Source organism: Bacillus sp. CD3-5, from assembly GCF_006349665.1.
Lineage (GTDB): Bacteria > Bacillota > Bacilli > Bacillales > Bacillaceae_G > Bacillus_A > Bacillus_A paranthracis.
On the sequence record NZ_VEPX01000005.1, the window covers coordinates 177,127 to 202,365 of the forward strand.

The 25,239-nt window shown below is 35.3% G+C and carries 29 protein-coding genes; 25 read left to right on the forward strand and 4 right to left on the reverse strand.

All coding sequences use genetic code 11. The annotated features are described in order from the left end of the window. Positions 1-30: 30 nt before the first annotated feature. Entirely contained in the window at positions 31-813 is a 783-nt protein-coding gene (locus FH036_RS12355) for a CheR family methyltransferase (protein WP_139895855.1), read from the reverse strand. Positions 814-852: 39 nt separating this feature from the next. Continuing rightward, positions 853-1,350, reverse strand: a complete 498-nt coding sequence (locus FH036_RS12360; RefSeq protein WP_001020115.1) for a flagellar motor switch protein FliG — start codon at positions 1,348-1,350, stop codon at positions 853-855. Positions 1,351-1,493: 143 nt separating this feature from the next. On the opposite strand from FH036_RS12360, the gene FH036_RS12365 reads away from it, so the two are divergent. From FH036_RS12365 to FH036_RS12470, 22 genes are all read left to right on the forward strand, one after another. Then, the gene (locus FH036_RS12365; RefSeq protein WP_000946323.1) at positions 1,494-1,958 is read left to right on the forward strand and encodes a YaaR family protein; all 465 of its coding nucleotides are present in this window, start codon (positions 1,494-1,496) and stop codon (positions 1,956-1,958) included. Between the two features lie 16 nt (positions 1,959-1,974). Next, a complete protein-coding gene (locus FH036_RS12370) occupies positions 1,975-2,427 on the forward strand; it encodes a hypothetical protein (RefSeq protein ID WP_139895798.1) in 453 nt (150 codons plus the stop codon). A gap of 17 nt (positions 2,428-2,444) precedes the next feature. Then, on the forward strand, positions 2,445-3,743 hold the full coding sequence (flgK, locus tag FH036_RS12375; RefSeq protein WP_001239723.1) for a flagellar hook-associated protein FlgK: 1,299 nt from the start codon (positions 2,445-2,447) through the stop codon (positions 3,741-3,743). Positions 3,744-4,142: 399 nt separating this feature from the next. After that, positions 4,143-5,006: a flagellar hook-associated protein 3 gene (locus FH036_RS12380; RefSeq protein ID WP_001266396.1), complete on the forward strand. Its 864-nt coding sequence runs from the start codon at positions 4,143-4,145 to the stop codon at positions 5,004-5,006. A 19-nt stretch (positions 5,007-5,025) separates the two neighbouring features. Further along, the gene (locus tag FH036_RS12385) at positions 5,026-6,435 is read left to right on the forward strand and encodes a flagellar hook-associated protein 2 (protein ID WP_044790348.1); all 1,410 of its coding nucleotides are present in this window, start codon (positions 5,026-5,028) and stop codon (positions 6,433-6,435) included. Between the two features lie 22 nt (positions 6,436-6,457). After that, positions 6,458-6,826: a flagellar export chaperone FliS gene (locus FH036_RS12390; protein ID WP_001149522.1), complete on the forward strand. Its 369-nt coding sequence runs from the start codon at positions 6,458-6,460 to the stop codon at positions 6,824-6,826. Next, complete coding sequence (locus FH036_RS12395) at positions 6,816-7,088, forward strand: hypothetical protein (RefSeq protein ID WP_001058066.1); 273 nt, start codon at positions 6,816-6,818, stop codon at positions 7,086-7,088. Before FH036_RS12390 ends, FH036_RS12395 begins: the two co-directional genes overlap by 11 nt. 378 nt (positions 7,089-7,466) lie before the next feature. Beyond that, positions 7,467-7,874 carry a flagellar basal body rod protein FlgB gene (flgB, locus tag FH036_RS12400; RefSeq protein ID WP_001113121.1) on the forward strand — a complete coding sequence of 136 codons (408 nt, stop codon included), beginning with the start codon at positions 7,467-7,469 and terminating at the stop codon, positions 7,872-7,874. Positions 7,875-7,894: 20 nt separating this feature from the next. After that, positions 7,895-8,308: a flagellar basal body rod protein FlgC gene (gene flgC, locus FH036_RS12405; protein WP_000484684.1), complete on the forward strand. Its 414-nt coding sequence runs from the start codon at positions 7,895-7,897 to the stop codon at positions 8,306-8,308. A gap of 17 nt (positions 8,309-8,325) precedes the next feature. Next, positions 8,326-8,625: a flagellar hook-basal body complex protein FliE gene (gene fliE / locus FH036_RS12410; protein WP_000701666.1), complete on the forward strand. Its 300-nt coding sequence runs from the start codon at positions 8,326-8,328 to the stop codon at positions 8,623-8,625. Between the two features lie 22 nt (positions 8,626-8,647). After that, complete coding sequence (gene fliF, locus FH036_RS12415) at positions 8,648-10,222, forward strand: flagellar basal-body MS-ring/collar protein FliF (protein ID WP_061184043.1); 1,575 nt, start codon at positions 8,648-8,650, stop codon at positions 10,220-10,222. A 13-nt stretch (positions 10,223-10,235) separates the two neighbouring features. After that, on the forward strand, positions 10,236-11,240 hold the full coding sequence (fliG, locus tag FH036_RS12420) for a flagellar motor switch protein FliG (RefSeq protein WP_000883352.1): 1,005 nt from the start codon (positions 10,236-10,238) through the stop codon (positions 11,238-11,240). Next, on the forward strand, positions 11,227-11,910 hold the full coding sequence (locus FH036_RS12425) for a FliH/SctL family protein (RefSeq protein WP_000051718.1): 684 nt from the start codon (positions 11,227-11,229) through the stop codon (positions 11,908-11,910). Before fliG ends, FH036_RS12425 begins: the two co-directional genes overlap by 14 nt. Further along, entirely contained in the window at positions 11,907-13,211 is a 1,305-nt protein-coding gene (locus FH036_RS12430; RefSeq protein WP_001080958.1) for a flagellar protein export ATPase FliI, read from the forward strand. The genes FH036_RS12425 and FH036_RS12430 overlap by 4 nt, the downstream gene beginning before the upstream one ends. 117 nt (positions 13,212-13,328) lie before the next feature. After that, positions 13,329-13,739 (forward strand): hypothetical protein, encoded by a 411-nt coding sequence (locus FH036_RS12435; RefSeq protein WP_000360867.1) that lies wholly within the window; start codon positions 13,329-13,331, stop codon positions 13,737-13,739. Positions 13,740-13,749: 10 nt separating this feature from the next. Next, positions 13,750-14,862, forward strand: coding sequence for a flagellar hook-length control protein FliK (locus FH036_RS12440; RefSeq protein ID WP_014481623.1), 1,113 nt, complete (start codon positions 13,750-13,752; stop codon positions 14,860-14,862). 3 nt (positions 14,863-14,865) lie between these two features. Continuing rightward, positions 14,866-15,444, forward strand: coding sequence for a flagellar hook assembly protein FlgD (locus tag FH036_RS12445; protein ID WP_001143468.1), 579 nt, complete (start codon positions 14,866-14,868; stop codon positions 15,442-15,444). Positions 15,445-15,460: 16 nt separating this feature from the next. Further along, on the forward strand, positions 15,461-16,681 hold the full coding sequence (locus FH036_RS12450; RefSeq protein WP_139895799.1) for a flagellar hook protein FlgE: 1,221 nt from the start codon (positions 15,461-15,463) through the stop codon (positions 16,679-16,681). A gap of 49 nt (positions 16,682-16,730) precedes the next feature. Next, entirely contained in the window at positions 16,731-17,066 is a 336-nt protein-coding gene (locus tag FH036_RS12455; RefSeq protein ID WP_000198164.1) for a DUF3964 family protein, read from the forward strand. A 539-nt stretch (positions 17,067-17,605) separates the two neighbouring features. Further along, positions 17,606-18,091, forward strand: a complete 486-nt coding sequence (locus FH036_RS12460; protein WP_000068333.1) for a hypothetical protein — start codon at positions 17,606-17,608, stop codon at positions 18,089-18,091. 128 nt (positions 18,092-18,219) lie between these two features. After that, positions 18,220-19,128, forward strand: coding sequence for a chemotaxis protein (locus tag FH036_RS12465; RefSeq protein ID WP_000075951.1), 909 nt, complete (start codon positions 18,220-18,222; stop codon positions 19,126-19,128). A gap of 668 nt (positions 19,129-19,796) precedes the next feature. After that, positions 19,797-20,744 (forward strand): DNA-binding domain-containing protein, encoded by a 948-nt coding sequence (locus tag FH036_RS12470; protein WP_000274721.1) that lies wholly within the window; start codon positions 19,797-19,799, stop codon positions 20,742-20,744. Between the two features lie 93 nt (positions 20,745-20,837). Here the strand turns inward: FH036_RS12470 and FH036_RS12475 are convergent, their stop codons facing one another. Both FH036_RS12475 and FH036_RS12480 read right to left on the reverse strand, forming a co-directional pair. Further along, on the reverse strand, positions 20,838-21,638 hold the full coding sequence (locus FH036_RS12475; protein ID WP_139895800.1) for a flagellin N-terminal helical domain-containing protein: 801 nt from the start codon (positions 21,636-21,638) through the stop codon (positions 20,838-20,840). Between the two features lie 260 nt (positions 21,639-21,898). Beyond that, positions 21,899-22,909 carry a flagellin N-terminal helical domain-containing protein gene (locus FH036_RS12480; RefSeq protein WP_139895801.1) on the reverse strand — a complete coding sequence of 337 codons (1,011 nt, stop codon included), beginning with the start codon at positions 22,907-22,909 and terminating at the stop codon, positions 21,899-21,901. Between the two features lie 257 nt (positions 22,910-23,166). Between FH036_RS12480 and FH036_RS12485 the strand changes: the two genes are divergently transcribed. The 3 genes from FH036_RS12485 to fliM are packed head-to-tail and all read left to right on the forward strand — an operon-like array spanning position 23,167 to position 25,238. Beyond that, positions 23,167-23,952, forward strand: coding sequence for a lytic transglycosylase domain-containing protein (locus tag FH036_RS12485; protein ID WP_139895802.1), 786 nt, complete (start codon positions 23,167-23,169; stop codon positions 23,950-23,952). A gap of 60 nt (positions 23,953-24,012) precedes the next feature. Then, a complete protein-coding gene (locus FH036_RS12490) occupies positions 24,013-24,237 on the forward strand; it encodes a flagellar motor switch protein FliN (RefSeq protein WP_000775712.1) in 225 nt (74 codons plus the stop codon). A gap of 14 nt (positions 24,238-24,251) precedes the next feature. Next, positions 24,252-25,238, forward strand: a complete 987-nt coding sequence (gene fliM / locus FH036_RS12495) for a flagellar motor switch protein FliM (protein WP_000012187.1) — start codon at positions 24,252-24,254, stop codon at positions 25,236-25,238. Position 25,239: the final 1 nt, after the last annotated feature.

The window sequence follows — 25,239 nt, forward strand, 5'->3', positions numbered from 1 at the left end:
AAAAGCAGGGTGCATTCATCCTGCTTTTTTCTATATTTTTTCATAAAAGAATGTATCAAAACGCTGAAGATTGAATCGTTCAGGTGTTAAAATTTGCTCTGTGCTACCGACAAATAGCACACCGCCTTTTCGTAAAGAACGGCTAAACTTTTCATACAGCTTGACTCTTGCTTCTTCTGTGAAATAGATCATTACATTACGACAAACAATTAAATCGTAATTTGTATCGAATGACTGCATTAATAGGTCATGCTGTTTAAACGTGACGTGTTGCTTAATATTTTGATGCAATGAATATATATCATCTTCTTTTGTGAAATGACGTTCTTTCAAATCGCTAGGTAATTCTTTCAAAGAACGTTCCGTATATTGACCACGTTTTGCACACTCTAAAATATGAAAATCAAGATCCGTTGCTAGTATTTCATAGCGAAATGGAGAGAGATGTTTCGATAAAATTAAAGAGAGTGTATATGGTTCTTCACCAGCAGCGCAAGCGGCACTCCATACTTTTAATTTTCCGTTATTTTGTTCCAGTAATTTTGGCAGTGCTTTCGATTCTAACGTTTGCCAACGTTCTTTATTTCTAAAAAACTCTGAAACGTTAATTGTAATATAGTCAATAAAACTTAAAAATAAGTTTTGATCAACACGTAAAGTACTTAAAAAAGTAGTGTAGTTTTCAAAGCCTTTCCTTGAAATAAAAGCATCGATTCTACGGCGCATTCTATCTTGTTTATACGCAGCGATATCCATATTGAATTGTTGTTTAAAACTCGTGATAAAATGATCATAATCTTGTTCAATTATCATATTTACAATGGGCACAATAACAATATTGTGCCGCCCCCTTTACATCATACGAATTTTTTGTTCAAAGCTTTTTTTCATTTGTTTTTCATGTAAACCTGGTAAATCATAAATGACAGCATCAATCCCGGCTTCTTTTGCAATGTCAACGGGAATGACAGATGTATGTTTGTCTCCGTTATAAAAACAGAGAACTAAATCGGTATCTTCAATAATTTGTTTCACAAAAAACATATAATCTGATCGGTAAATAGAGTCAGAAGGATGATCAAAAGCAACATACTCGGCTCCGTGTGATTTTAAATAATCTACGATTTCTTGGAATTCATCTGTTACTGCTTGTAACGGTTGTAGCGTGTAAAGGCATAAATTTTGAGCGAGTCTTTCGTTTTCAACGAAAAAACGAAGTACCTCATTTTCAATAGATTTATAACATAATATGTAAATTTTATGTTTGTGAGCATAGTCAGTTAAAAATTTTTTAATTTCTTCTTGATCTAATGCTGTTAATTGATTTGAACCACAAAGAAAAATATTCATAGAATTGTGCCACCTCATGCTAAATTGTAACATATCTTCTATAAAAAATAACTGCAAAATATTAGTGTTCAGAGTATAATTATAAATAACTAGATTTTACGATTAACTTTTGGAAGAAATAAAAAAATAAATAGGTGATATATATGCTACGTTCAATCTCGCATAATCCAATCTTATCGCATATACCGCCTGCTACTCAAATGCCGAAAGAAGCAAATGTCAGGACTGGACTTGCATTTTCGGATAATTTGCATGCAGATCCGAAAAAAGATAAGTTGTTAGAACAAATGGAAGCGTTTGTTGATAATATTGGAGAAATTAAAGAAAAAATCGAAATGGAATTAACACTTGATAACGTAATGGAATACAAAAATACAGTAAAATCATTTTTGAATTTTTACGTTGATAATGTATTGCAATATAAAGATGTCATGTCTCGTCATCCGCGTTATGGCTATTCACAGAAAATGACGATTGTAAAGCAGGCGGAAATGGGATTGAATGAGTTAGAAGATGTTATGAACTTAATTAATACAAAAACGGGACATTTAGAAATGTTAAATCAAATTGGAGAAATCCACGGTTTAATTGTAAATTTAGTCTTGTAAAAGGGAAGGAAGCTATATGTATATACAATTATATGAAAAGCTCGTTATTATTCAAAAAGCATATGAAAACATTCAAACGCTTGGAGAACAAATATATGAGAATTTAAAAAATAAAAATGTAAATGCAGTTCAAAAGTTACAAGTAGAGCAATTGCAGTACATTGAAGGTTTAAAACAATTATCGAGATCATTTGAAGAAATGGTTGTTCAGTTTTGTAAAGAACAGGGAGTGGAATTATTTCGCGTAAGTGCGTTATTTTCGTATTTTTCTCAAGAAGAAATTGAGAAAATGGAAAAATTACAAAAAAACTTAATTGGATTAGAAGAAAATGTAAAAATGCTTCTTTTGAAAAATCAATATTACTTAAACGTACTATTAAAAACTACAGAAAGTATTGTGGATTCAGTTTCTGAATATAACTTAGAACGAAACAATAATTCGCAAATCTTTATGAATGAACTATTGTAAAGGGGAAGTGAAGCATTATGAGATTATCTGATTACAATACCCCGTTATCGGGTATGTTAGCGGCCCAAATGGGATTACAAACGACGAAACAAAACTTATCAAACATTCATACACCTGGCTATGTGCGCCAAATGGTGAATTACGGATCTGTTGGAGCGAGCAATGGTCATACACCAGAACAGAGAATTGGTTATGGTGTACAAACGTTAAGTGTTGATCGAATTACAGATGAAGTAAAGACGAAACAGTTTAACGACCAATTATCTCAGCTCTCTTACTATAATTATAAGAACTCGGTTTTATCACGAGTAGAGTCTATGGTAGGAACGACAGGCAAAAACTCACTATCTAGTTTAATGGATGGATTCTTTAATGCTTTTCGAGAAGTTGCAAAAAATCCAGATCAATCAAACTATTATGATACGCTAATTTCTGAAACTGGGAAGTTTACAAGTCAGGTAAATAAACTTGCGAAAAATTTAGATTCAGTAGAAGCGCAGACGACAGAAGATATTGAAGCGCATGTCAATGAATTTAATCGTCTTGCTGAAAGCTTAGCAGAAGCGAATAAAAAAATTGGGCAAGCTGGTACACAAGTGCCAAATCAACTTTTAGACGAACGTGACCGTATCGTTACAGAAATGTCTAAGTATGCCAATATAGAAGTATCTTATGAATCTATGAATCCTAATATCGCAAGTGTTAGAATGAATGGCGTTTTAACAGTGAATGGACAAGATACATATCCATTGCAATTAAATAAAACGAAAGAACCTATGTCTGTTGAAATTTACGGTTCAGAAATTCCTTTAACTAGTGGGGCAATAAAATCAGCGATTGATACGAAAGGGCAGATTGCTAGTTATAAGAAAAATCTTGAAGAGTTAATGAGTTCAGTGAAAAACCAAGTAAATACAGTGATGGGAAAAGACTTCTTCGTTGGAGATTATGCGAAAGAGTTGAAATTAAATCCAGAATTTGCGAATGATTTTTCAAAAATGAAAATATCTGCTGAAACTGCAAATAAATTGGCAGGAATTACAGATGAAGATTATAAAGATGGTCTTTCATATAAAAAAGCATTAGACCAATTCATAGTGAAGGTAGCATCTGATAAAAGTGAAGTGAACGGTTATCAAAAAATTCATGGAGACTTATTAGAAGGTATTCAGCAAGAAAAGATGAGTATCGAAGGCGTGAATATGGAAGAAGAAATGGTTAATTTAATGGCCTTCCAAAAATACTTCGTTGCGAATTCTAAAGCTATTACAACGATGAATGAAGTGTTTGATAGTCTGTTTTCAATCATTAGATAATGAGAGGTAAAAACAAAACCTTTTTCTTTTATGTTTGAAGAGAGGGCCAGCAAAGTGTAGAAGCGGTCAGTGCCTAATAGAGGACCTATCGGTGTGAGACCAGAGATATGGAGCGGGTGCCAGATAAAGTAGAAGAGGAAACATCCTTGATTTGAGAATGGATCGCTTTGTAGCACCTTTTGTATAGCGATGAATGAGAGGTAAAAACAAAACCTTTTTCTTTTATGTTTGAAGAGAGGGCCAGCGAAGTGTAGAAGCGGTCAGTGCCTAATAGAGGACCTATCGGTGTGAGACCAGAGATACAGGGCGGTTGCCGGATAAGGAAGAATGGAGGAAAGCCGGAAATAGTTCCGGTTGCACCTTCCAATCAATTTTCAATAGATAAAGGAGGAGATAGAAATGAGAGTATCTACATTTCAAAATGCAAACTGGGCAAAGAATCAGTTAATGGATTTAAATGTGCAACAGCAATATCATCGAAATCAAGTAACTTCAGGGAAGAAAAATCTTCTTATGAGTGAAGATCCGCTTGCGGCAAGTAAATCATTTGCAATTCAACATTCATTGGCGAATATTGAACAAATGCAAAAAGATATAGCGGATTCTAAAAACGTGTTAAGTCAGACAGAAAATACATTGTCAGGCATTGTGAAATCTTTAACGAGAGCGGATCAATTAACAATACAAGCATTAAATGGACCAAATGGTGAAAAAGAATTAAAGGCAATCGGTGCCGAAATCGATCAAATTTTAAAACAAGTTGTATATTTAGCGAATACGAAAGAGCAAGGTCGTTATCTTTTTGGTGGAAATAGTGCAGAGAAACCTCCATTTGCGGATGATGGGACATACCAAGGTGGCGAAAAAGATGTAATGTGGAAGCTAAATGACGGTTATGAAATTAAAGCTTTTCGTAATGGCGAGAACTTACTAACCCCTGTTATTCAAACGTTAGTAAAGATGAAAGATGCGATGCAAAGTGGTGATCAAAAGGCGTTGCAACCGATTTTAACGGAAAATAAGAAAAACTTGGATGGTGTTATTAACCGTACAACAGAAGTGGGAGCAACGATGAACACTGTAGAGACGTTTAAGACAATTTTAAGCGAGCAAAATCTAGCACTTCAAGAAAATCGTAAAGAAATTGAAGATGTTGATTTAGCGGTAGCAATTTCTGACTTGGCGTATATTAACGCGACGTATGAAGCGACGCTTAAAGCGGTTAGCACGATGAGTAAAACGAGTATTTTAGACTACATGTAAAGAATAAGGAGTGAGAAATATGGCAGGAACGATAACAGGTATTGGCGGTAGACAACAGATTTGGAATCTCGGAAATAACATGATCGATACTTCTAACTTCGTTGAATTAGAAATGAATGCGTTAGATATGAGAAAAACACCGTATACAACTGAAAAGAATAGCCTTTCACAAGATAAACTTTTATATACAAGTTTAAAATCGGAATTCAGTTCTTTCACGCAAACATTTAAAAATTTAGCGGCTTTTAAAGGGAATGAGAAAAAGGTAACAACATCACAAGACGGTTATATTAATGTCAAAGCTGATGGTGGAGCTATTGCGGGAACTTTTAATATGAAGATTACACAGCTTGCGCAGCGCCATCAAATAGCTTCTGATGAAATTAAAGATATAGATGCAAAGCTTAATAGAGATGAAACATTAAAACTAGGTGATAAAGAACTAAAAATAACATCTGATATGACATATAAGGATTTAATTAATAAAATTAATGATGGAGATTATGGTGTATCAGCTTACACACTTGGAAATAAAATTTTTATGACCTCAAAAAAAGAAGGAAAAGATGGAGTAATTAATTTTGAGGGGAACACATCTAAATTTTTTCAAGATATAGGGTTAGCTAATGAGAAGGGTGCAGCGATCCATATAATCAATGAAGCGCAAAATGCTGAATATACGATTAATGGTATTACAGGCAGCAGCTCCACTAATACAGTTGAAGCCCTTCCAGGTGTGAAAATTGAATTATTAAAAATAACTGAGCAAAAAGTAGAGGAAAAGCCAGTAGAAAGTCCGGACGGAGAAAGTACAGAGGTTGATCCAAAGACAACAGAGGCGCAAGCAAAAGGGATAGAGCTGAAGTTTACAGTAAGTGACTCAAACGTAACAGACGCATCAAATGTTATTAAAAAAATGGTTGCGGATTATAATAAAGCTGTTTCTACAGTAGATATCTTTGCTGGTAAAGGCGGGGCGTTCCAAGGTCAAGCTATTATGCAAAGTGTACGCCAAGCGATGAATAGCGTCGTAACATTCTCTCAAGATGGTAATTACTTATTCTCATTTGGTATTCAATTAAAGCAAGATGGAACGATGGAAGTTAATGATGAAGCATTAACGAAAGCGTTAAAAGAGAAGCCGGATGCAGCGAAGCAATTTTTCTTTAGTTCTAACGGATTAGGGAAAATGATGGAAGAACCACTTGAAAAATTATTTGGTGATAAAGGTGTAGTAGGAGAACGAGTAAAAAGTATTGATTCACGTGTAAGTGATTTAGATAAAAAGATTAAAGATATTGAAGCACAAAACTTGCAAAAACAAGATGAAATTGTGAAGAAGTATCAAAAGCTAGAAAGTACATTAGCGGCACTAGATAGCCAATTAAAAACAATTAAAGCAATGACAAAACAAAAAAGTGATGATTAATGAAAGTTGAGGAAGTGATCGTATGCAAGCATGGCAACGTTATATGCAAAATGATATTATGACGAGTAATCCGATTAAAAATACAATTTTTATTTATGAAAGATGCATTGTAGAGTTTCGTAATTTAGAAGAGCTTTTACATACTTTTAAACTACAAGAGGGAGATGCACTTCTTGAGAAGTTAGAACGTATTTTTGAAGAATTAAAGCTTCAATTAAACCCTGAGATTACGAAAGATTTATATGATAGCCTTTATGGTTTATATGATTGGATTAGTGTTCAAATTCAAACGATGAAAGTAACACGTGAAGCAAAAGACATTGATGCAATTGTGAAAGTGCTACAAGATTTAATAGACGGTTATCGCGGAGCGCTTGAAAATGAACAATGATATTTATCGAGCATTTGTCGGCTGTTTTAATGAAATCGGTGAATTGCAAGTGTCAGATGAAGAGTTTGCTGAGAAGAGTGCGATGTTAAATCGCTGGATGATGACATTGGATGAAGAAACGCGGGCACAAGTTGCGGCAGAAGTAAGTCCATTCATTATTAAGGCAGCACAGCATATTCGAGATAAGCAAAAGATTTTGGAAGAAATGATTATGACAAATGATGGGCGAATGAAAGCAAATTCATTTTACGGTAAATATTAACTATAAAGTGTGGAAACGGATCCCCCTTATAAAAAGGGGATCCATTCCTTCATGTAAATAAAGAATTCCGCTGATTGAGGTTTCATTTTATGACTGTAAAAAATAAAAGTAATCTAAATAATGTAAAAATAATCTGCGGCTAGTCGTAAATATGTTGAAATATTATATAGATTACTACGCGTATACAGTTTTTTTGTATTCTTTTTTATATTTTTGTATTTTTCTAAAGACAACAATGTAAAAATGGAATAAAATATGTAAGGGTACATAATAGTTAATATTTTAATAAATACATATAAGAAATTAAATAATGAAGTGAAACTTCCATCAGTGGATTATTATGCCAAAATGATAAGTTAAAAAGGAAGGGTGTGGAGTATGCCAGATTTAGTGACTGATGTAAGCCATTATATGAATTATTTAGTGACGAAACGAAATACTGTTTCTAGTAATATTGCAAATGCGAATACACCTGGCTATAAAGCACAAGACGTTACATTTGCTGAGCAAATGAATAAAAGTAGTGCATTATATAAGAGTAATACTGCGGATTTAAAAACTAATGCAGATTTATATCAAACGAATGAAATGCACTTACCGACGGTAAATACGAAAAACACATATGCAAAGATTCAAACGAAGTCAATGCAAACGAATAAAGATGGAAATAGTGTGGATGTAACGACAGAAATGCTAGATTTAATGAAAGCAAACCAATTGTATGGGATTTCAATTAACGCAATTAATACACAATATGCAATTAACCAAGCAGCTCGCGGACGTTAATAGTAGAAGGAGAGACAACGATGTTTCAGGCAATTAATGCAAGTGGATCAGGGCTAACAACAGCGAGAAAATGGATGGAAGTTACTTCAAATAATATTGTAAATGCCAATACAACGGCAGCTCCGGGGGCAAATTTGTATGAGCGCCGTAGTGTAGTGCTTGAATCAAATAATAGTTTTGCGAATATGTTAGACAGTGCGCCGACTAACGGGGTGAAAATAAAAAGTATTGAGGCAGACAAAACTGAAAACTTAGTGTATGATCCGACACATCCGCATGCAAATGAAGAAGGATATGTGCGGTATCCGAATGTTGATGTGACTGCTGAAATGACGAATGTAATGGTTGCTCAAAAAATGTACGAAGCAAATACAAGTGTATTAAATGCGAATAAAAAAATGCTGGATAAAGATTTAGAAATCGGCCGAGGATAAAGGGGGAATATGGGAAGATGAAAATCCAACCAATGTTACATACACAGCCATTTGGCGCGATTCAGTCAATTGGTGCACCGAAAAATACACAAACATCTGTAGTCGAGGGGAAGAAGTTTATCGATTTATTGGAAGATATGAATCAAACACAAAACAATGCGCAAACAGCTGTATATGATTTATTAACAAAAGGAGTAGGAGAAACACATGACGTTTTAATTCAGCAAAAGAAGGCTGAGTCTCAAATGAAAACGGCTGCTCTCGTACGTGATAATCTTATTGAAAATTATAAGTCACTAATTAATATGCAAATTTAGAAAAATGGACGGGTGTGTTTAAATGGAAAAGTTAAAAAATGTTTTCCAATCGTTAAAAACGTGGCATAAGTTAGTCATTGGTGCTGCGCTTTTAGCAATTGTAACAGGAGCACTTTTATACTTCACCTTGCCAGATAAATATGTTGTTGTATATCAAAATTTAAATGATGCAGATAAGCAAGAGATTACAGCAGAATTATCGAAGCTAGGTGTCGATTACCAATTAGCAGCCGATGGTTCGATTCGTGTGCAAAAGAATGATGCTCCATGGGTTCGAAAAGAAATGAATGGAATGGGCTTACCGTTTAACTCAAAAAGCGGTGAGGAAATTTTATTAGAAAGCTCGCTCGGTTCAAGTGAGCAAGATAAAAAAATGAAGCAAATTGTCGGTACGAAAAAGCAATTAGAGCAAGACATTGTAAGAAACTTTGCGACAGTTGAAACGGCAAATGTTCAAATTACATTACCTGAAAAAGAGACAATTTTTGATGAAGAAAAAGCAAAAGGAACAGCTGCAATTACGGTTGGTGTAAAGCGTGGTCAACTATTAACGGCTGATCAAGTTGCGGGTATACAGCAAATGATCAGTGCAGCAGTCCCTGGTGTAAAAGCAGAAGAAGTAAGTGTGATTGATAGTAAAAAAGGTGTTATCTCAAAAGGGGCAGATGAAGCACATGCTACTAGTTCCTCTTCTTATGAGAAAGAAGTAGAGATGCAGCACCAAATTGAAGGTAAATTAAAGCAAGATATCGATGCAACATTAATGACGATGTTTAAGCCGAATGAATATAAAGTGAATACGAAAGTATCTGTAAACTACGATGAAGTTACACGTCAGTCTGAAAAATATGGTGATAAAGGTGTACTTCGTAGTAAACAAGAGCAAGAGGAAAGCTCTACTGCGCAAGAAGGTGCAGATACGAAGCAAGGTGCTGGTATTACAGCGAACGGCGAAGTGCCGAACTACGGTACGAACAATAATCAAAATGGCAAAATCGTCTACGATAATAAAAACGGTAACAAAATCGAAAACTATGAAATAGATAAAACAGTTGAAACGATTAAGAAACACCCAGAGTTAACGAAAACAAATGTTGTTGTATGGGTAGATAATGATACGTTAGTAAAACGAAGAATTGATATGACAACTTTCAAAGAAGCGATCGGCACAGCTGCTGGGCTTCAAGCTGACCCGAATGGAAACTTTACAAATGGTCAAGTTAACGTTGTAACTGTTCAGTTTGATCAGCCGAAAGAAGAGAAGAAGAAAGAGCCAGAAGAAAGTGGTATAAACTGGTGGTTATTCGGTGGTATTACAGGTGGCTTATTAGCGCTCTTTGGTCTAATATGGTTCTTCTTAGCAAGACGTAAGAGAAAGAAAGAAGAAGAGGAATATGAAGAATACTTAGCAGAAGAGGAAGTTGCTGCAAGTAGTGAAAGTATTATGGAAATTCCGGAAGAGAAAATAGTACCAGAGCCAAAACCTGAGCCGGAAGAACCGAAAGAACCAACGTTAGATGAACAAGTGCAGGATGCTACGAAAGAACATGTAGAAGGTACTGCAAAAGTAATTAAAAAATGGTTAAACGGACAGTAAGGGAGGAACAACGATGTTAGATGAAATCTCCTCCAAAGAAAAAGCTGCCATCCTCATTCGTACATTAGATGAAGAGGTGGCAGCAAAAGTCATTGAATATATGACGGCTGAGGAAAAAGAAGTGTTGCTTCGTGAAATCGCGAAGTTTCGTGTATATAAACCAGAAACGTTAGAGAATGTACTAGGGGAGTTCTTATATGAACTAAATGTAAAAGAATTGAACTTAGTCACTCCAGATAAAGAGTACATTCGTCGCATATTTAAAAATATGCCAGAAGACGAGCTTGAAAAATTATTGGAAGACCTTTGGTACAACAAAGATAATCCATTTGAATTCTTAAATTCACTGACAGATTTAGAGCCACTTCTTACAGTGCTTAATGATGAATCACCACAAACAATTGCAATTATCGCTTCTTACATTAAACCGCAACTTGCTTCTCAATTAATTGAGAGATTGCCAGATCATAAGCGAGTAGAAACGGTAATGGGTATTGCGAAACTAGAACAAGTTGACGGTGAACTCATTAATCAAATTGGTGAGCTATTAAAAGCGAAATTAAATAATATGGCATTTAGTGCCATCAATAAAACAGACGGCTTAAAAACAATTGTGAACATTTTAAATAACGTTTCACGAGGCGTTGAAAAAACAGTCTTTCAAAAGCTGGATGAAGTTGATTATGAGTTATCTGAGAGAATTAAAGAAAATATGTTTGTCTTTGAAGACTTACTTGGTCTTGAAGATCTTGCGCTTCGCCGTGTGTTAGAGGAAATTACGGATAACGGTGTCATTGCAAAAGCGCTTAAAATTGCAAAAGAAGAAATTAAAGAGAAATTATTTACATGTATGTCTTCAAACCGTAAAGAGATGATTCTGGAAGAATTAGATGGCTTAGGGCCACTTAAGATGACAGATGCTGAGAAAGCGCAGCAAACGATTACAGGTACGGTGAAAAAGCTAGAGAAAGAAGGAAGAATTATCGTTCAAAGAGGTGAAGATGATGTCCTTATTTAAAAACAGAATTCCGAAGAATTCTGTTTCTTTTTCTGAAGAAACGTATGAATTACAATTTCCAAAACCAATACCAGTTCACGTAGAAGAAATACAAGTAGATCATGAAGAACTTCTTGCGCAACAACAATCGTTACATGTTGAACTAAATCAGCTAAGGCAAGAGCAGCAAATATTAGAACGAGAGCGTCAGCAGCTATTACATGATCAAGAACAATTTCAAATGCACGTTCAGCAGCAGATGAAAGAAATAGAATCGGCACGTCAGCAGTTTCAAAAAGAGCAACAAGAAACTGCATACGAATGGACAGAATTATTATGGGATCAATCTTTCCAACTAGCAGAAAAAATTGTGAATCAAGCAGTAGATGCTAGATTGCTTGATGTGTTACCTATTTTAACTGGCATCGTGCAAACGTTACCTACTTCGTTTGAAAAACTAGTTATTACCGTACATCCAGAAACTTTTGAACGAATTCAAGAAGAGAAGGAAAATACGAAAGAATATTGGTTGCTACAATTAGTAGAATGGAAATATGATTTCTCCTTACAGTTCGGTGAATTTGTTCTAGAAGAGGAGAAAGAGTTCTTTGAATTTAAGTTTGCACCTATATTTGCGAAACTTCGCCAAAAATGGGAAGAAGAGAAGTTATTTGAGGAGCAAAATGTATGAATCGACTATTAATGAATGAAAACCAAAAATGGAATACATTTATTGAAACACCGTTTTATACGAAAGTCGGTAAAGTTCATAGTGTGCAAGAGCAGTTTTTCGTAGCGAAGGGACCGAAGGCGAAAATCGGTGATGTTTGTCTCGTTGGAGAACATAACGTCTTATGTGAAGTAATTGCAATTGAAAAAGAGAACAATATGTTACTCCCGTTTGAACAGACAGAAAAAGTATGTTACGGAGATTCCGTTACATTAATTGCAGAAGATGTTGTTATACCTCGTGGTAATCATTTACTCGGAAAAGTGTTAAGTGCAAATGGCGAAGTGTTAAATGAGAACGCTGAAAACATTCCGCTGCAAAAAATAAAACTAGATGCTCCGCCTATTCATGCGTTTGAACGTGAAGAGATTACTGACGTATTTGAAACGGGAATTAAATCTATTGATTCCATGTTAACAATTGGTATCGGTCAAAAGATTGGTATTTTCGCTGGGTCAGGTGTAGGTAAATCTACTTTACTCGGCATGATTGCGAAAAATGCAAAAGCGGATATAAATGTTATTAGTTTAGTAGGAGAACGTGGCCGAGAAGTAAAAGACTTTATTCGAAAAGAATTAGGCGAGGAAGGTATGAGGAAAAGCATCGTTGTCGTAGCGACGTCAGATGAAAGTCACCTTATGCAACTTCGCGCTGCTAAGCTTGCGACATCTATTGCTGAATACTTCCGAGACGAAGGCAATAACGTACTACTTATGATGGACTCTGTTACTCGTTTTGCTGATGCGCGTAGAAGTGTTGATATTGCTGTTAAAGAGTTACCGATTGGTGGTAAAACACTTTTAATGGAAAGTTATATGAAGAAGCTGTTAGAGCGATCTGGGAAAACACAAAAGGGGTCTATAACGGGTATTTACACTGTACTCGTTGATGGAGACGATTTAAACGGTCCTGTACCAGATTTAGCACGTGGTATTTTAGATGGACATATTGTATTAAAACGTGAACTTGCAACGCTCAGCCATTATCCTGCTATTTCCGTACTAGACTCAGTAAGTAGGATTATGGAAGAAATCGTGTCACCAACTCATTGGCAACTTGCAAATGAAATGAGAAAAATTTTATCTATTTATAAAGAAAATGAATTGTATTTTAAATTAGGAACGATTCAAGAAAATGAAGAAAATGCTTATATTTTTGAATGTAAAAATAAAGTAGAAGGTATAAATACGTTTTTAAAACAAGGTCGATCTGATAGTTTCCAATTTACCGATATCGTTGAAGCAATGCACCATATAGTATAAGACCTTGCGCTTCGCAGGTCTTATTTTTTTGTTTTTTAATATTTCACAGATTTTTTTGGAAAAAAACTATATAATAGAAAAAGAGAACGTTATAATAGGAAGGGGCTATGAAAACAGGTGGATAAGCAGCAGTACGACACGATCAAATTGCAAATAAATCAAGAAAAAGAACAGATCTTGAAAGAAGTGTATGAATTAACAGCTGAAAAAAGAAAAATAGAACAAAAAAAAGAATATGATTTATATGTTGTAAAATCGCGTAGTAAAGTCGTACAAGCTGGGCAACGTATAATGGCTGGCATGCTTTCGTCACATACGTTTTCACCTGAAAGAATAGAAGAATGGAATCGGAAAATTAAAAAAACAGAAGATTTTATTCGAAAAAATGAAAGCCTTTTAGAACAAGTAAAAGAAAAAGAACGTGTCATTGATGAGATGTATCAAGAAGATTGTAGAAAGCTTGCGAAAATACGAGAAAAGCAGGAAGAAAAAATGCTTCTTGATTTGAAAATGTGTATGAATGGATGAGGTGAATGTAGTGATACAGTCTGTATTACCGGTGCAACAAAGTTTACCTCCGCAAAAAGAAAAAGGGCTAGAAGTACAATCTAAAAGTGAAGATTCTTCATTTGATCATGCGATGAGAATGGAAAATACAAAGCAGCCGAAAACGGAGAAAACAAAGCGAGAAGATGCACCAGAAGATAGAAAAGAAAACATTCTTTCTAAAAAACCGGAAACGAAAGAAGAGCCAAGTGTAAAGAAAGAAGAAAAAAAAGAGACAGAACAGTTATTGTTAGCTGTATCTGAGCAAATGGTTGCAATTGAGCAATTACGTGTGCAGCCAGAATTGTTATATCAATACATACAAAAAATACAAGAGCTATATAAAGAATATGGAAATATAAAACTTAACGAATTACCTGCAGGTGAATTACAACAATTACAAGAACTTCTTTCCAATATGAATATCAAAAATGCTATATGTTTAGAAGATACAATGCAAATGGTTTTAGACAAAGTGAAGATGCCAGAGCAAATGATGCAAGTATTGAAAGTAGTAGAAACAGAAACTTGTAATATTGCAAAAAAACAAGAAGAGCCTAAAGACTTAGATGGAGATCTTCCGAAAGCTGAAAGTGAAGATGTCAAGGTAGAGTTGCCAGAAGGTGATGTATTTAACGATTCGAATTCTGCTGGTGCGGAGTTATTAAATAAAGCGACGAGTACCGATCAAATAGGAAAATCCAATAGTGGGGCTGAGAAAGTTTCATTGCCTGACTTAGGAAAGAAAATGGAAGCACAAGTAGAAGCATTGCAAAAGTTTGTAGTGAAACAAGAACGTGTGTTATTTCAGTTGAATCCAGAAAAACTTGGTACATTAACAGTGTTTATGAAAAAACATGGAGATCAAATTGATGTTCACGTAGAAATGGAAAAACATGATGCGAAAAAACGTGTGGAAATCATTTTTGATGAATTGAGATTGAAGTTAAAAGAAAAAGAAATCAACATTCAAATTAGCTATGCAGATAAAGATGAAAATCGTAAAGAGCAGCGAGAACACGAACAAAGGCAAAAACAAAAATTAGCAAGTCCGAAACATGAGAAACAAGAATCAAAAGAATTTGCGGGATTATTGGAGGAATAAAGCGTGCCAACAGTTGGATTAAATACAACGAGTACAAACCATATTCCATTACAAGCAGGAGCGCAGAATAGGAACGCATCTGTTAACGGTGCACAACCGGCAGTAGGGCAAATGAATGGAGTATCAGCAGGAGAACAAAAGACTCCTGGTGTAATGGGGAAAGATGATTTTCTAAAATTATTTTTAGCGAGCTTTCAACATCAAGATCCATTTAATGCGATGGATATGAATCAAATGATGAATCAGACAGCACAATTATCTCTTATGGAACAAGTACAGAATATGACGAAAGCGGTAGATAAACTGCAATCAACAATGTATTCAACAGCGCTTGATGGTGGAATGAAGTTTTTAGGGAAATACGTAAGAGGTGTTGACGGTGATGGTAAAAAAGTCACTGGTCAAGTAGAAACAGTTCGCCTCGCAGAAAATAATGAGGTACAGCTCGTTATTGATAATAAAGTTGTATCCCTTCGTTTCGTTGAGAGAGTGTCTGATAAGCCAATTGGAGACACGAATCCAGAAGATGCGAAGAAAGACGATCAAAAAGTAACGGAAGAAGAAAAAACTACAAATTCATAAGGAGTGTCCATACGTTATGATTAAAGCGTTATATACAAGTATTACAGGAATGAATGCAACACAAAATGCATTAAGTGTAACTTCAAATAATATTGCCAATGCACAAACAGTAGGTTATAAAAAACAAAAAGCAATGTTCGATGATTTACTATATAATAACTCAATTGGTGCAAAAGGTGATGGTAATTACGCAGGAACGAATCCGAAAAGTATCGGTAACGGTGTGAAAATGAGCGGTACAGTTACAGATTATAGTGATGGTACCATTACGCTAACTGGTGGAAAAACACAAGCAGCAATGGAAGGGAATGGTTTCTTCGTAGTAGGTGATTCAAAAGGCGGTAATATGGAATTTACTCGAAAAGGTACATTCGGGATATCTTCAGATTACTATATTACGAATACAGAAGGACAATACGTATTTGCATACCCTGCAAATGAAGCAACTGGTGAAGTTGATTTATCTGGTATTCCAGGACCGTTACAAATTCCAATGGGAACTGCAATTGGTGGTATTCGAACATCAAAAGGAGTAGTTGGAGGGAATATTCCAGCTGATGCAAAAGCAATATCACAAGAGATACCTATATATGATAATGCTGGTAACACTTGGACGATGCGTGTGGAGTTTACACAAACGAGTGAACATAATTATTCATATAAAGTACAGATGCGCAATGATTCAAAAAAAGAAGAGTTTAAGGATGTTCAAGGTGCAGGCGGTAATATGACATTTGATGCTGTTGGAAATCCCAGTCCGAAAGAGCAAGCAGCTAATATTCCATTTAATGGCGGCAATATAAAACTAGACTTAAGTAATTTAACGAATCATCCGACAGATAAAACATTATCAGTAACAGGCGTAGATGGTAGAGCAGCGGCGACTGTTAAAGATTGCTTCATTGCTGATGGTGGATATGTGATGGTAAAATATTCTGATGGAAGTATGAAAGCTGCTGGTCAATTAGCTGTTGCGATGTTCCCGAACGAAGGCGGACTCATGAAAACAGGTAACGGTAACTATACAGCGACGAATACAACTGGTATTTTAGCACTTGGTGCATCTGGTCAAAACGGTGCAGGTAAAATACGTGGTGCTGCACAAGAAGGTGCAAACGTAGATTTATCTGTAGAATTCGTTGACTTAATGTTATACCAACGTGGATTCCAAGGAAATGCGAAAGTAATTAAAGTGTCAGATGAAGTATTAAATGAAGTTGTAAACTTAATTCGATAATATATAATAAAGAAAAATTGTAATGTAGTAGAAAGGGTTTTTCATTCGTATGACAAGACAAGAGCGAATTTTACAATTGCCTTTTTTCGAAAATAAACGTGACCTTGCTGAGCAAGTGTTAAAAATGGAACGAGAAGAGCATGTATATTTACCAGATCAATTTGAAATTAAGCAAGTGCCTCCCTATTCATTTGGTGAAAAACAAGCAATCATTGGCCGTATTCACGAATTTTATTTCGTAAGTGTTGGTAGTGAAGGTGAGTGGAAGTATCAACTGTTTAAAGATGAAATGAAGTGCCGTGAGTTTTTTGTTACGTTGCCGGATATTGCGGATCAGCAGATAGCATTTTGGTTCAATAACATCGAGTTACTGAAAAGATCTTAAAAAGTTCTTAAAAGCTCTTTTTTAGGTTTTGAGAGAGGACCTGGCGATGTGTGGTGGCGGTTAGTGCCTAATAGATGCTCGACTGTTGTTTAAGACTGGAGATATGTAGAGTTGCTAGGGTAGTTGAAGAGGATGTAAGCGAAGTGTAGTTGAAAAGATTTTAAAAGCTCTTTTTTAGATTTTGAGAGAGGACCTGGCGTTATGTGGTAGCGGTCAGTGCCTAATAGAGTCTCGACCGGTGTTTTAAGACCAGAGATATGTAGAGTCGTAAGGTTAGTTGAAGAAGAGGTAAGTGAAGTTGGAAAAGCTCTTAAAATTCTTTTTTAGGTTTTGAGAGAGGGTCTGGCGGTTGTGGTAGCGGTCGGGGCTTATGTGGTGCTCGACCGTTGTTTAAGACCAGAGATATGTAGAGTTACTAGGGTAGTTTAAATAGATTTAAGCGAAGTGTAGTATGAATAATGCTTGTGGTCTTAACCTGTTTGGTGGATTAATAAGTTTATTTGTGGCGATAGATTTCTATAAAAGGAGAGGTGAAGAGGATGGCGCAGAATAAGTATCGCGTTACATTCATTTCGCCGAGTGAGGTTGAGCAGCGGACTGTCATGACGGCGAGTAGTTTGCCAGATTTAATTCGTAAAGTAGAGAGTATTATTGCAGATCCGAACGGTTATTTTGTAAATGATAAAAAAAATAATTGCTATTTTAAAGTGATGAAAGAAAATGTTACATTCATTCAATATGAGTTGCTATTTTCGGATAAAGAGATTCATATTGAAAAATTAAAACATATAGCGCCGGCAGTATTAAAACGATTATTTGAAAAAATAAATGATCCGGAACTATATGCACTTGCGCTACTGGATGTTGATATAGCAACGAAAGAATATGTGCTAGAAGTAATGAATGCAGAGTTAAGAATAAGAGTAGAAACAGAGCTTTCGAAAAAATGGGAAGCGATGCCGACAGAAATTGTAGGAGCGCAAGAAGTGTTATTAGAAGCACTTGCTTCGTTTATACAAGAGTAATTGTCTTTTCAAATAAAGAAATGAATTGTTCGACTATCTATATTTTTTATATAGGTAGTTGACTTTTTCGTTTTAATAAAGCTTAATAATTAGATATACGGAAATAATGAAAGGGGAGCGACACCTTTATGTCACAAGCACAAAGTATTTTATTAGAAAGCGGAACAAATGAATTAGAGATTGTTACATATACAGTTGGTGAAAACCTATTTAGTATTAACGTAATGAAAGTACGTGAAATCATTAATCCATTCCCTGTTACAACTGTGCCAGAATCTCATCATGCAGTTGAAGGTGTTGTTCAAGTACGTGGTGAAATTTTACCAGTTATTAACTTAGCGACAGCTCTTAATTTAAAATCGACAAAGCCACTTGATCAAACGAAATTTATCATTTCAGAATTAAACCAAATGAAAGTGATTTTCCGTGTTGATGAAGTGCATCGTATTCAACGTATTTCTTGGGAGCAAATTGATGAACCAGCTTCATTATCTATGGGACTGGAAGAAACGACATCTGGTATTGTAAAACTAGATGGAAAAATCATCTTACTATTAGATTACGAGAAAATTGTATGTGAAATTAGCGGTACTGGTTATGATAATAAATCACTTTCAAAATTAGAACAAAAAACAGATCGCGGTGAAAAAATTATTTATATTGCGGAAGATTCAGCAATGCTTCGTCAAATATTAGAAGAAACATTATCATCAGCTGGATATACGAAAATGAACTTCTTCAGCAATGGTGCAGAAGCGTTAGCGCAAATTGAAAAGCTAGCGAAAGAGCAAGGAGAAAAAATGTTTGAACATATTCACCTGTTAATTACGGATATTGAAATGCCGAAAATGGATGGACACCATTTAACGAAAGTAATTAAAGATAGTGAAATTATGAATCGTTTACCAGTCGTTATTTTCTCTTCCTTAATTACAAATGAATTATTCCATAAAGGCGAAGCTGTCGGAGCAAATGCGCAAGTAAGTAAGCCAGATATTCAAGAGTTAATCGGCTTAGTAGATAAGTTAGTGTTGTAAAAGATTTTTAAAAGCACTTTTTTGCTTGAATAGAAGCTTTAGCCATGTGTGGCAGCGGTTAGTGCCTAATAGAGTCCTATGCCATGTTAAGACCAGAGATATGTAGCGGGTTTTTTAGGTAAGTGGAAGAAGTGGGGCAGTGAGAGTGGTGGTGGCGGTTAAGCCACACGCGATGTGAGGTTTTAATTGAAGATTTGTAGATTCTACTTATAACTCTATTCTTTTAGTGGAGAGAAAGGAACTAGCCATGTGTAGTATTGGTTAGTTCCTTTTTAGTGTTTTATACTCTGTATAGGTGGAAAGATAGAGCGTTTTTGGAGTGTTTGTGTTTGTATGTATGAAGAATCTTTATTTGAAGATTTTTGATTTGAAAATATAAAAATATATCTTTGGATTATTTTAGTAATTTTTCGTGATAACGCAAATTTTTTCGGTGAAATTACATTCTAAATACCATATAATATAATTAAAAGTGATTCATATGCAATTATGCATATGAATAAAAAAATCTTTTTCTATTTCTATACTTTCTATACATTTTTGTATGTTTATTATTTGACAGACAATTTCGAAATGTTATAATATGGATATGAAAAAATTTCTATTTTCTAAAAAGACATGGGAGTCAGATGAGAATTGTGAAAGGATGAGGGGGAGTGGCACAGATTATGTATCACCACACAGCAATCAATGTATTAAGTCTCTTACAAAACATGTCAAATAATAAAATGAACGATATGCAACTAGAAGCGGAATTTAAAAAAATAGAAAAACAATTCCAAGTAAAATATGAAGAACTAGTTGATTTACATAATAGAATGGTATTATTTCAAATAGATATAGAAAAACATGGCGGGATGCGAGTATATGAAAAATCAACGATCACATGGCTCAAGTCTGAACTAGAGTTACTGTATGAAGTGTATCAATTTTGCCAACGTCACAGTTTAAACATTATTAATATTTCAAAATATGTTAGTAAAAACGAACTAAATCTTTTCCCGAAAACAGAAAGTCAATTACAAAATACGTATTACAAATTAAAAAAACGTGAAATACCGTTTGAAAATATTGAAAAACAAAAACCAGGACGAAAACGAAAATATACACCTGTAAAAGAAACAATCGTTGAAATGAAAAAAGAAAACAATCAAGTATTAAAAGAGGAAATCCAGCATAAAGAGAGTGAAAAAAGCCTCGTAACAGTTATATCTGGTATCGTTGATAACTTTGAGACAATTAGTCAACATAGTGAAAGAAAAGAGGATGAACTGCATCAGTTTATGGAAGGTATTTATAAGCTTTCTAGCATGGCTGCAGGGCATTTTAAAGAAGAGTCTAATAGAAGTAACCTGGAAAGTGAACTGAGAGCGCTACGATCGGAAAATGAACGATTAAAACGAGAAAAAGAAGAACTTGTGCAAGATGTGAAAGATATGACGCAACAGTTAGTTTATTTCATTAAAAGTTCTGACGTCGATCAAATTCGTAAATTACCAACTTTCGTACAAGATTGTAAAACAGAATTAAATAAATTAGGACTATATAACGCACAAGACGGAAAAATGAAAATAAGGATCGACCGTAGAGGACAAGTTATGACCGTAGCGCCATAAAAGTATTGGGTACAAAATAAAAGGGAAGTACATAGTTTATATGTATTTCCCTTTTGCTTTTGTATGGAATCGTTTCAAAGAGTGGAATGACAATTATGATTGCAGTAATTTATATACCATTTGCGGAATTTGATTCGCTTGTGAAACCATACTAAGTGCAACTTCGGTTAACAATTTAAATTTTAAAAAATCGCTCATTTCCTGTGCCATATCCGCATCTTCAATTCGAGAGGCAGCATCTGTTAACGCTGTACTTTGGCTATTTAAATTTTCGATATTAAATTGTAAACGGTTAATCATAGCACCAAGATCGGCACGGTAGAGTGATACATTTTGTAGTGCCTCTTCAATTTTACGAATCGCCGCTCTTGCTTCTTGTTCTGTTGAAATGTTGATGTCATGTTGTGTAGGGGAAGGGGAGATATGTTTCGTTACATTTACTGTATGACCAATATCATCTAACGTAACAGGACGGTTTTGTCCGTCAAATACGGATAAATCATTAAACTCAGTCGTCTCATCAATATAGCCAATTTGTTCTGTTAAAGATTGAAACTCTTTATTTAGTGAATCACGGTTTTTATTTGAATTTGTACCATTAGCAGATTGAATAGCTACATCACGCATACGCTGTAAAACATTCGTCACAGTTTGAAGTGCAGCTTCCGCTGTACGAAGCATCGATATCGCATCCTCATTATTACGAATCGCCACGCGCATACCACTTGCTCTCGCATGCATACGAGTTACAATCGCAACATTTGCAGGATTATCAGAAGCATGGTTTAACTTCTTACCAGTCGCCAAATGCTCCATTGCCACATTCATACGCTTCTCATTCTCATACAACGACTGCCTAGCATTCATACTCAAAACATTCGTACCAATACGCATAATAGACACTCCTTATAGATTGATATAGTCGGTATCTCTTAATCTAATAAACAGCTATGAACAGAAAAAGAGACTTATGCTTATCTTCTAGTTGTGTTTTAACATGAGAGGGGATAAAGATAGGCACTGACCGCTTCTACGCCACGCGGATGCTCTCTTCTACATAAAAAAAGAAAGCTTTTTCAAATAATCTATCTATATAGAAAAAATAAACCTCTCCGCAAGCAGAGAGGTTTATTCATGAAACTAACTCAAATGGATTATTGTAATAATTTAGAAACCATTTGTGGAGTTTGGTTTGCTTGAGAAAGCATGCTGATACCAGCTTCGTTCAAGATTTTGAACTTAGTCATTTCAGACATTTCTTTCGCCATGTCAGCGTCTTCGATTTGAGAAGCTGAAGCTGCCATAGAATTTTCTTGGCTCTTAAGGTTTGTTACGTTAAAGTCAAGGCGGTTTAATGTAGCACCAAGTGTTGCGCGATTATCAGCAATTTTTGTAAGTGCTTTATCGATTGCAGCAATAGCATTACGCGCGTTAGTAGCATCACCAGCTTGGTTCACTTCACCTTCTGATACGCTATCTGCACCAATTTTAACACTATTTAATCCTAAAGATGCCAATGTTACACTACCGATTTTAACTTTAATTTGTTGCTCAGATTCATTTGAATCAAGAGTTTGAATTGTAATTTTTGTTCCTGTATTAGAGAGTGCAGTGTCTGCAGCTGCAGGTGCACTACTAGGAGTTCCACTAGGATCAGGAGTTCCACTAGGATCAGGAGTTCCACTAGGATCAGGAGTTCCACTAGGATCAGGAGTTCCACCACCATCAGAAGTTTCAGCTAGGCTATCTGTTCCTTTCAATAAGCTTTGGTCATTGAATTTTGTGTTGTCAGCAATATACGTGATTTGTTTTGCTAATTCGCTAAATTCTTTTTGTAATGAAGCTTGGTTACCTTTTGTATTCGTACCAGTTGCAGATTGGTTTGCAAGGTCACGCATACGAAGTAAGATGTTAGATACTGAATTCATTGCTGAATCAGCTGTACGGATTAATGACATACCATCTTGTGTGTTACGAGAAGCAACGTTTAGACCACTTTCACGTGCACGCATACGAGTTGCGATTGCAAGACCTGCTGCATCGTCAGAAGCGTTGTTGATACGTTTACCGCTTGATAAACGGTCCATAGCAGTACTCATTTTTGCTTGGTTTTGGCGCATGTACTCTTGTGTACGCATGCTATTAATGTTTGTATTAATTCTCATGATTAAGAACCCCCATTTTTTTATATTGAGTTTTCTGCAAATTGAAAAACGGTAATATGCAAAAAAAACAATTTCGAATTTATTGTAAGCCTTGCTATAATGGGTGTCAACTGAAAATTTGAATTAATAAATATAAAAAAATAACAGTTTAACAATTTAGTCGTTTTTTTATTACAATATAATTGCAAAGGATTATTGCAAACTTTACGAAAAAACTCTAATATTAGATTATCTTTGTTTACCGAAAAGGTGATATTATGGTAGTTGGAAATATAGTAAAAGAAGTACTTGCATATAAAAAAGGACAGTTTCAGCAAAAGCTAAGTAGTCCGCAGGCTTTCGTTAGTAGTAGGTTTCAAGAAAAGTTGCAGAGCGAGCCTATGAAGGAGACGAAAGCTACTACGCAGCCGGCAAAAGTAGAGGATATGAGTCAGCCGGTACAATCTACGAAAATAGAAGCGGTTGTGAATAAACCGGAAGCATCTATTCATAAAGTAGAGGAAGTAAGTAAGCCGGAAGAAAAGCCTGAAACGAAGAAAGCCGATGACGTGCAAGTCGCGCAAAAAGAATTCGAACGACGTTTCCCGGAAACGAAAAATGAGGCTGTAGATACGTGGGGATTAACGAAGAAGTATAATATTCAAAAAATACGTTCTTCAAATGAAGGGAAGTATGAGGATATTATAGATAGAGTAAGTCGTACATACGGAATTCCGAAAACGTTAATTCAAAAAATGATTGAAGTAGAGTCTAATTTTAATCCGAAAACGGTGTCACATGCAGGTGCGATGGGACTTATGCAGCTTATGCCGGCGAATGTGAAAGAGATGGGTATAAAAAATCCGTTTTCACCAGCTGAAAGTATTGAAGGCGGCGTGAAAGAGTTAAGTGGTTATTTAAAGAAAAATAACGGTGACTTAGTATTGGCGCTTGCTTCTTATAATGCTGGTCCTGGTAATGTGAGAAAGTACGGAGGGGTACCTCCATTTAAAGAAACGCAAGGATATATTAAAAAAATATTAAATATCGACGTTTCGAAATAAGAAGTTTCATATATAGAGAGAAAATGAAATTTTCGTAAACATGATATGGGAGTGGCTAGATTGAAATTACAAGATGATATTCCGTTAACAATTTATTTTGAAATCGGAAATACGAAAAAGAAAATTGAAGATCTGCTTCATATTACGAAAGGTACATTGTATCGTCTTGAAAATTCAACGAAAAATACGGTGCGTCTTATGCTTGAGAATGAAGAGATTGGAACCGGAAAGATTTTGACGAAGAATGGAAAGATGTACGTTGAAATCGTTGAATTGAAAAGGTAGGGAAGGGGATTTTCATGAGCGGCGATAAATTAAGCCAAGAGCAAATTGATGCCCTGCTGAAGGCGGTAAATGAAGGCGAGGAAATGCCAGCTTTCGCACAAGAAGCAGGGAAGCAAGATAAATTTCAAGAGTATGATTTTAATAGACCGGAGAAGTTCGGTGTTGAACATTTACGTAGTTTGCAAGCGATTGCTTCTACGTTTGGAAAACAGACGTCACAGACGTTGTCAGCGCGTATGCGTATTCCGATTGACTTAGAGCCTTCGACAGTTGAGCAAGTTCCATTTACGAGTGAGTATGTGGAGAAAATGCCGAAAGATTATTATTTATATTGCGTCATTGATCTCGGACTTCCAGAGCTTGGAGAAATTGTTATTGAGATTGATTTAGCATTTGTTATTTACATTCATGAGTGCTGGCTTGGCGGGGATAGTAAGCGTAATTTTACGATGCGTAGACCGTTAACTGCATTCGAGTTTTTAACGCTTGATAATATTTTTGCGCTTCTATGCAAAAATTTAGAGCAATCGTTTGAAAGTGTTGTAGCGATTAAACCGACATTTGTAACGACGGAGACAGATCCGAATGCACTTAAGATTACGACAGCGAGTGATATTATTTCATTACTGAACGTAAATATGAAAACGGATTTTTGGAATACGACAGTGCGCATCGGGATTCCGTTCTTATCTGTTGAAGAAATTATGGATAAGTTAACGTCTGAAAATATTGTTGAACATTCTTCAGATAAACGTAAGAAGTATACGTCTGAAGTAGAAGTGAAAGTAAATCAAGTGTATAAACCAGTTCACGTTGCAATTGGTGAGCAGAAGATGACGATGGGCGAGATTGAACAAATTGAAGAAGGTGATATTATTCCGCTTCATACGAAAGTTTCGGATGAGTTGCTTGGTTTTGTAGATGGAAAGCATAAATTTAATTGTTTTATTGGAAAAGATGGAACGCGTAAGGCGCTCTTATTTAAAAGTTTTGTAGAGTAGG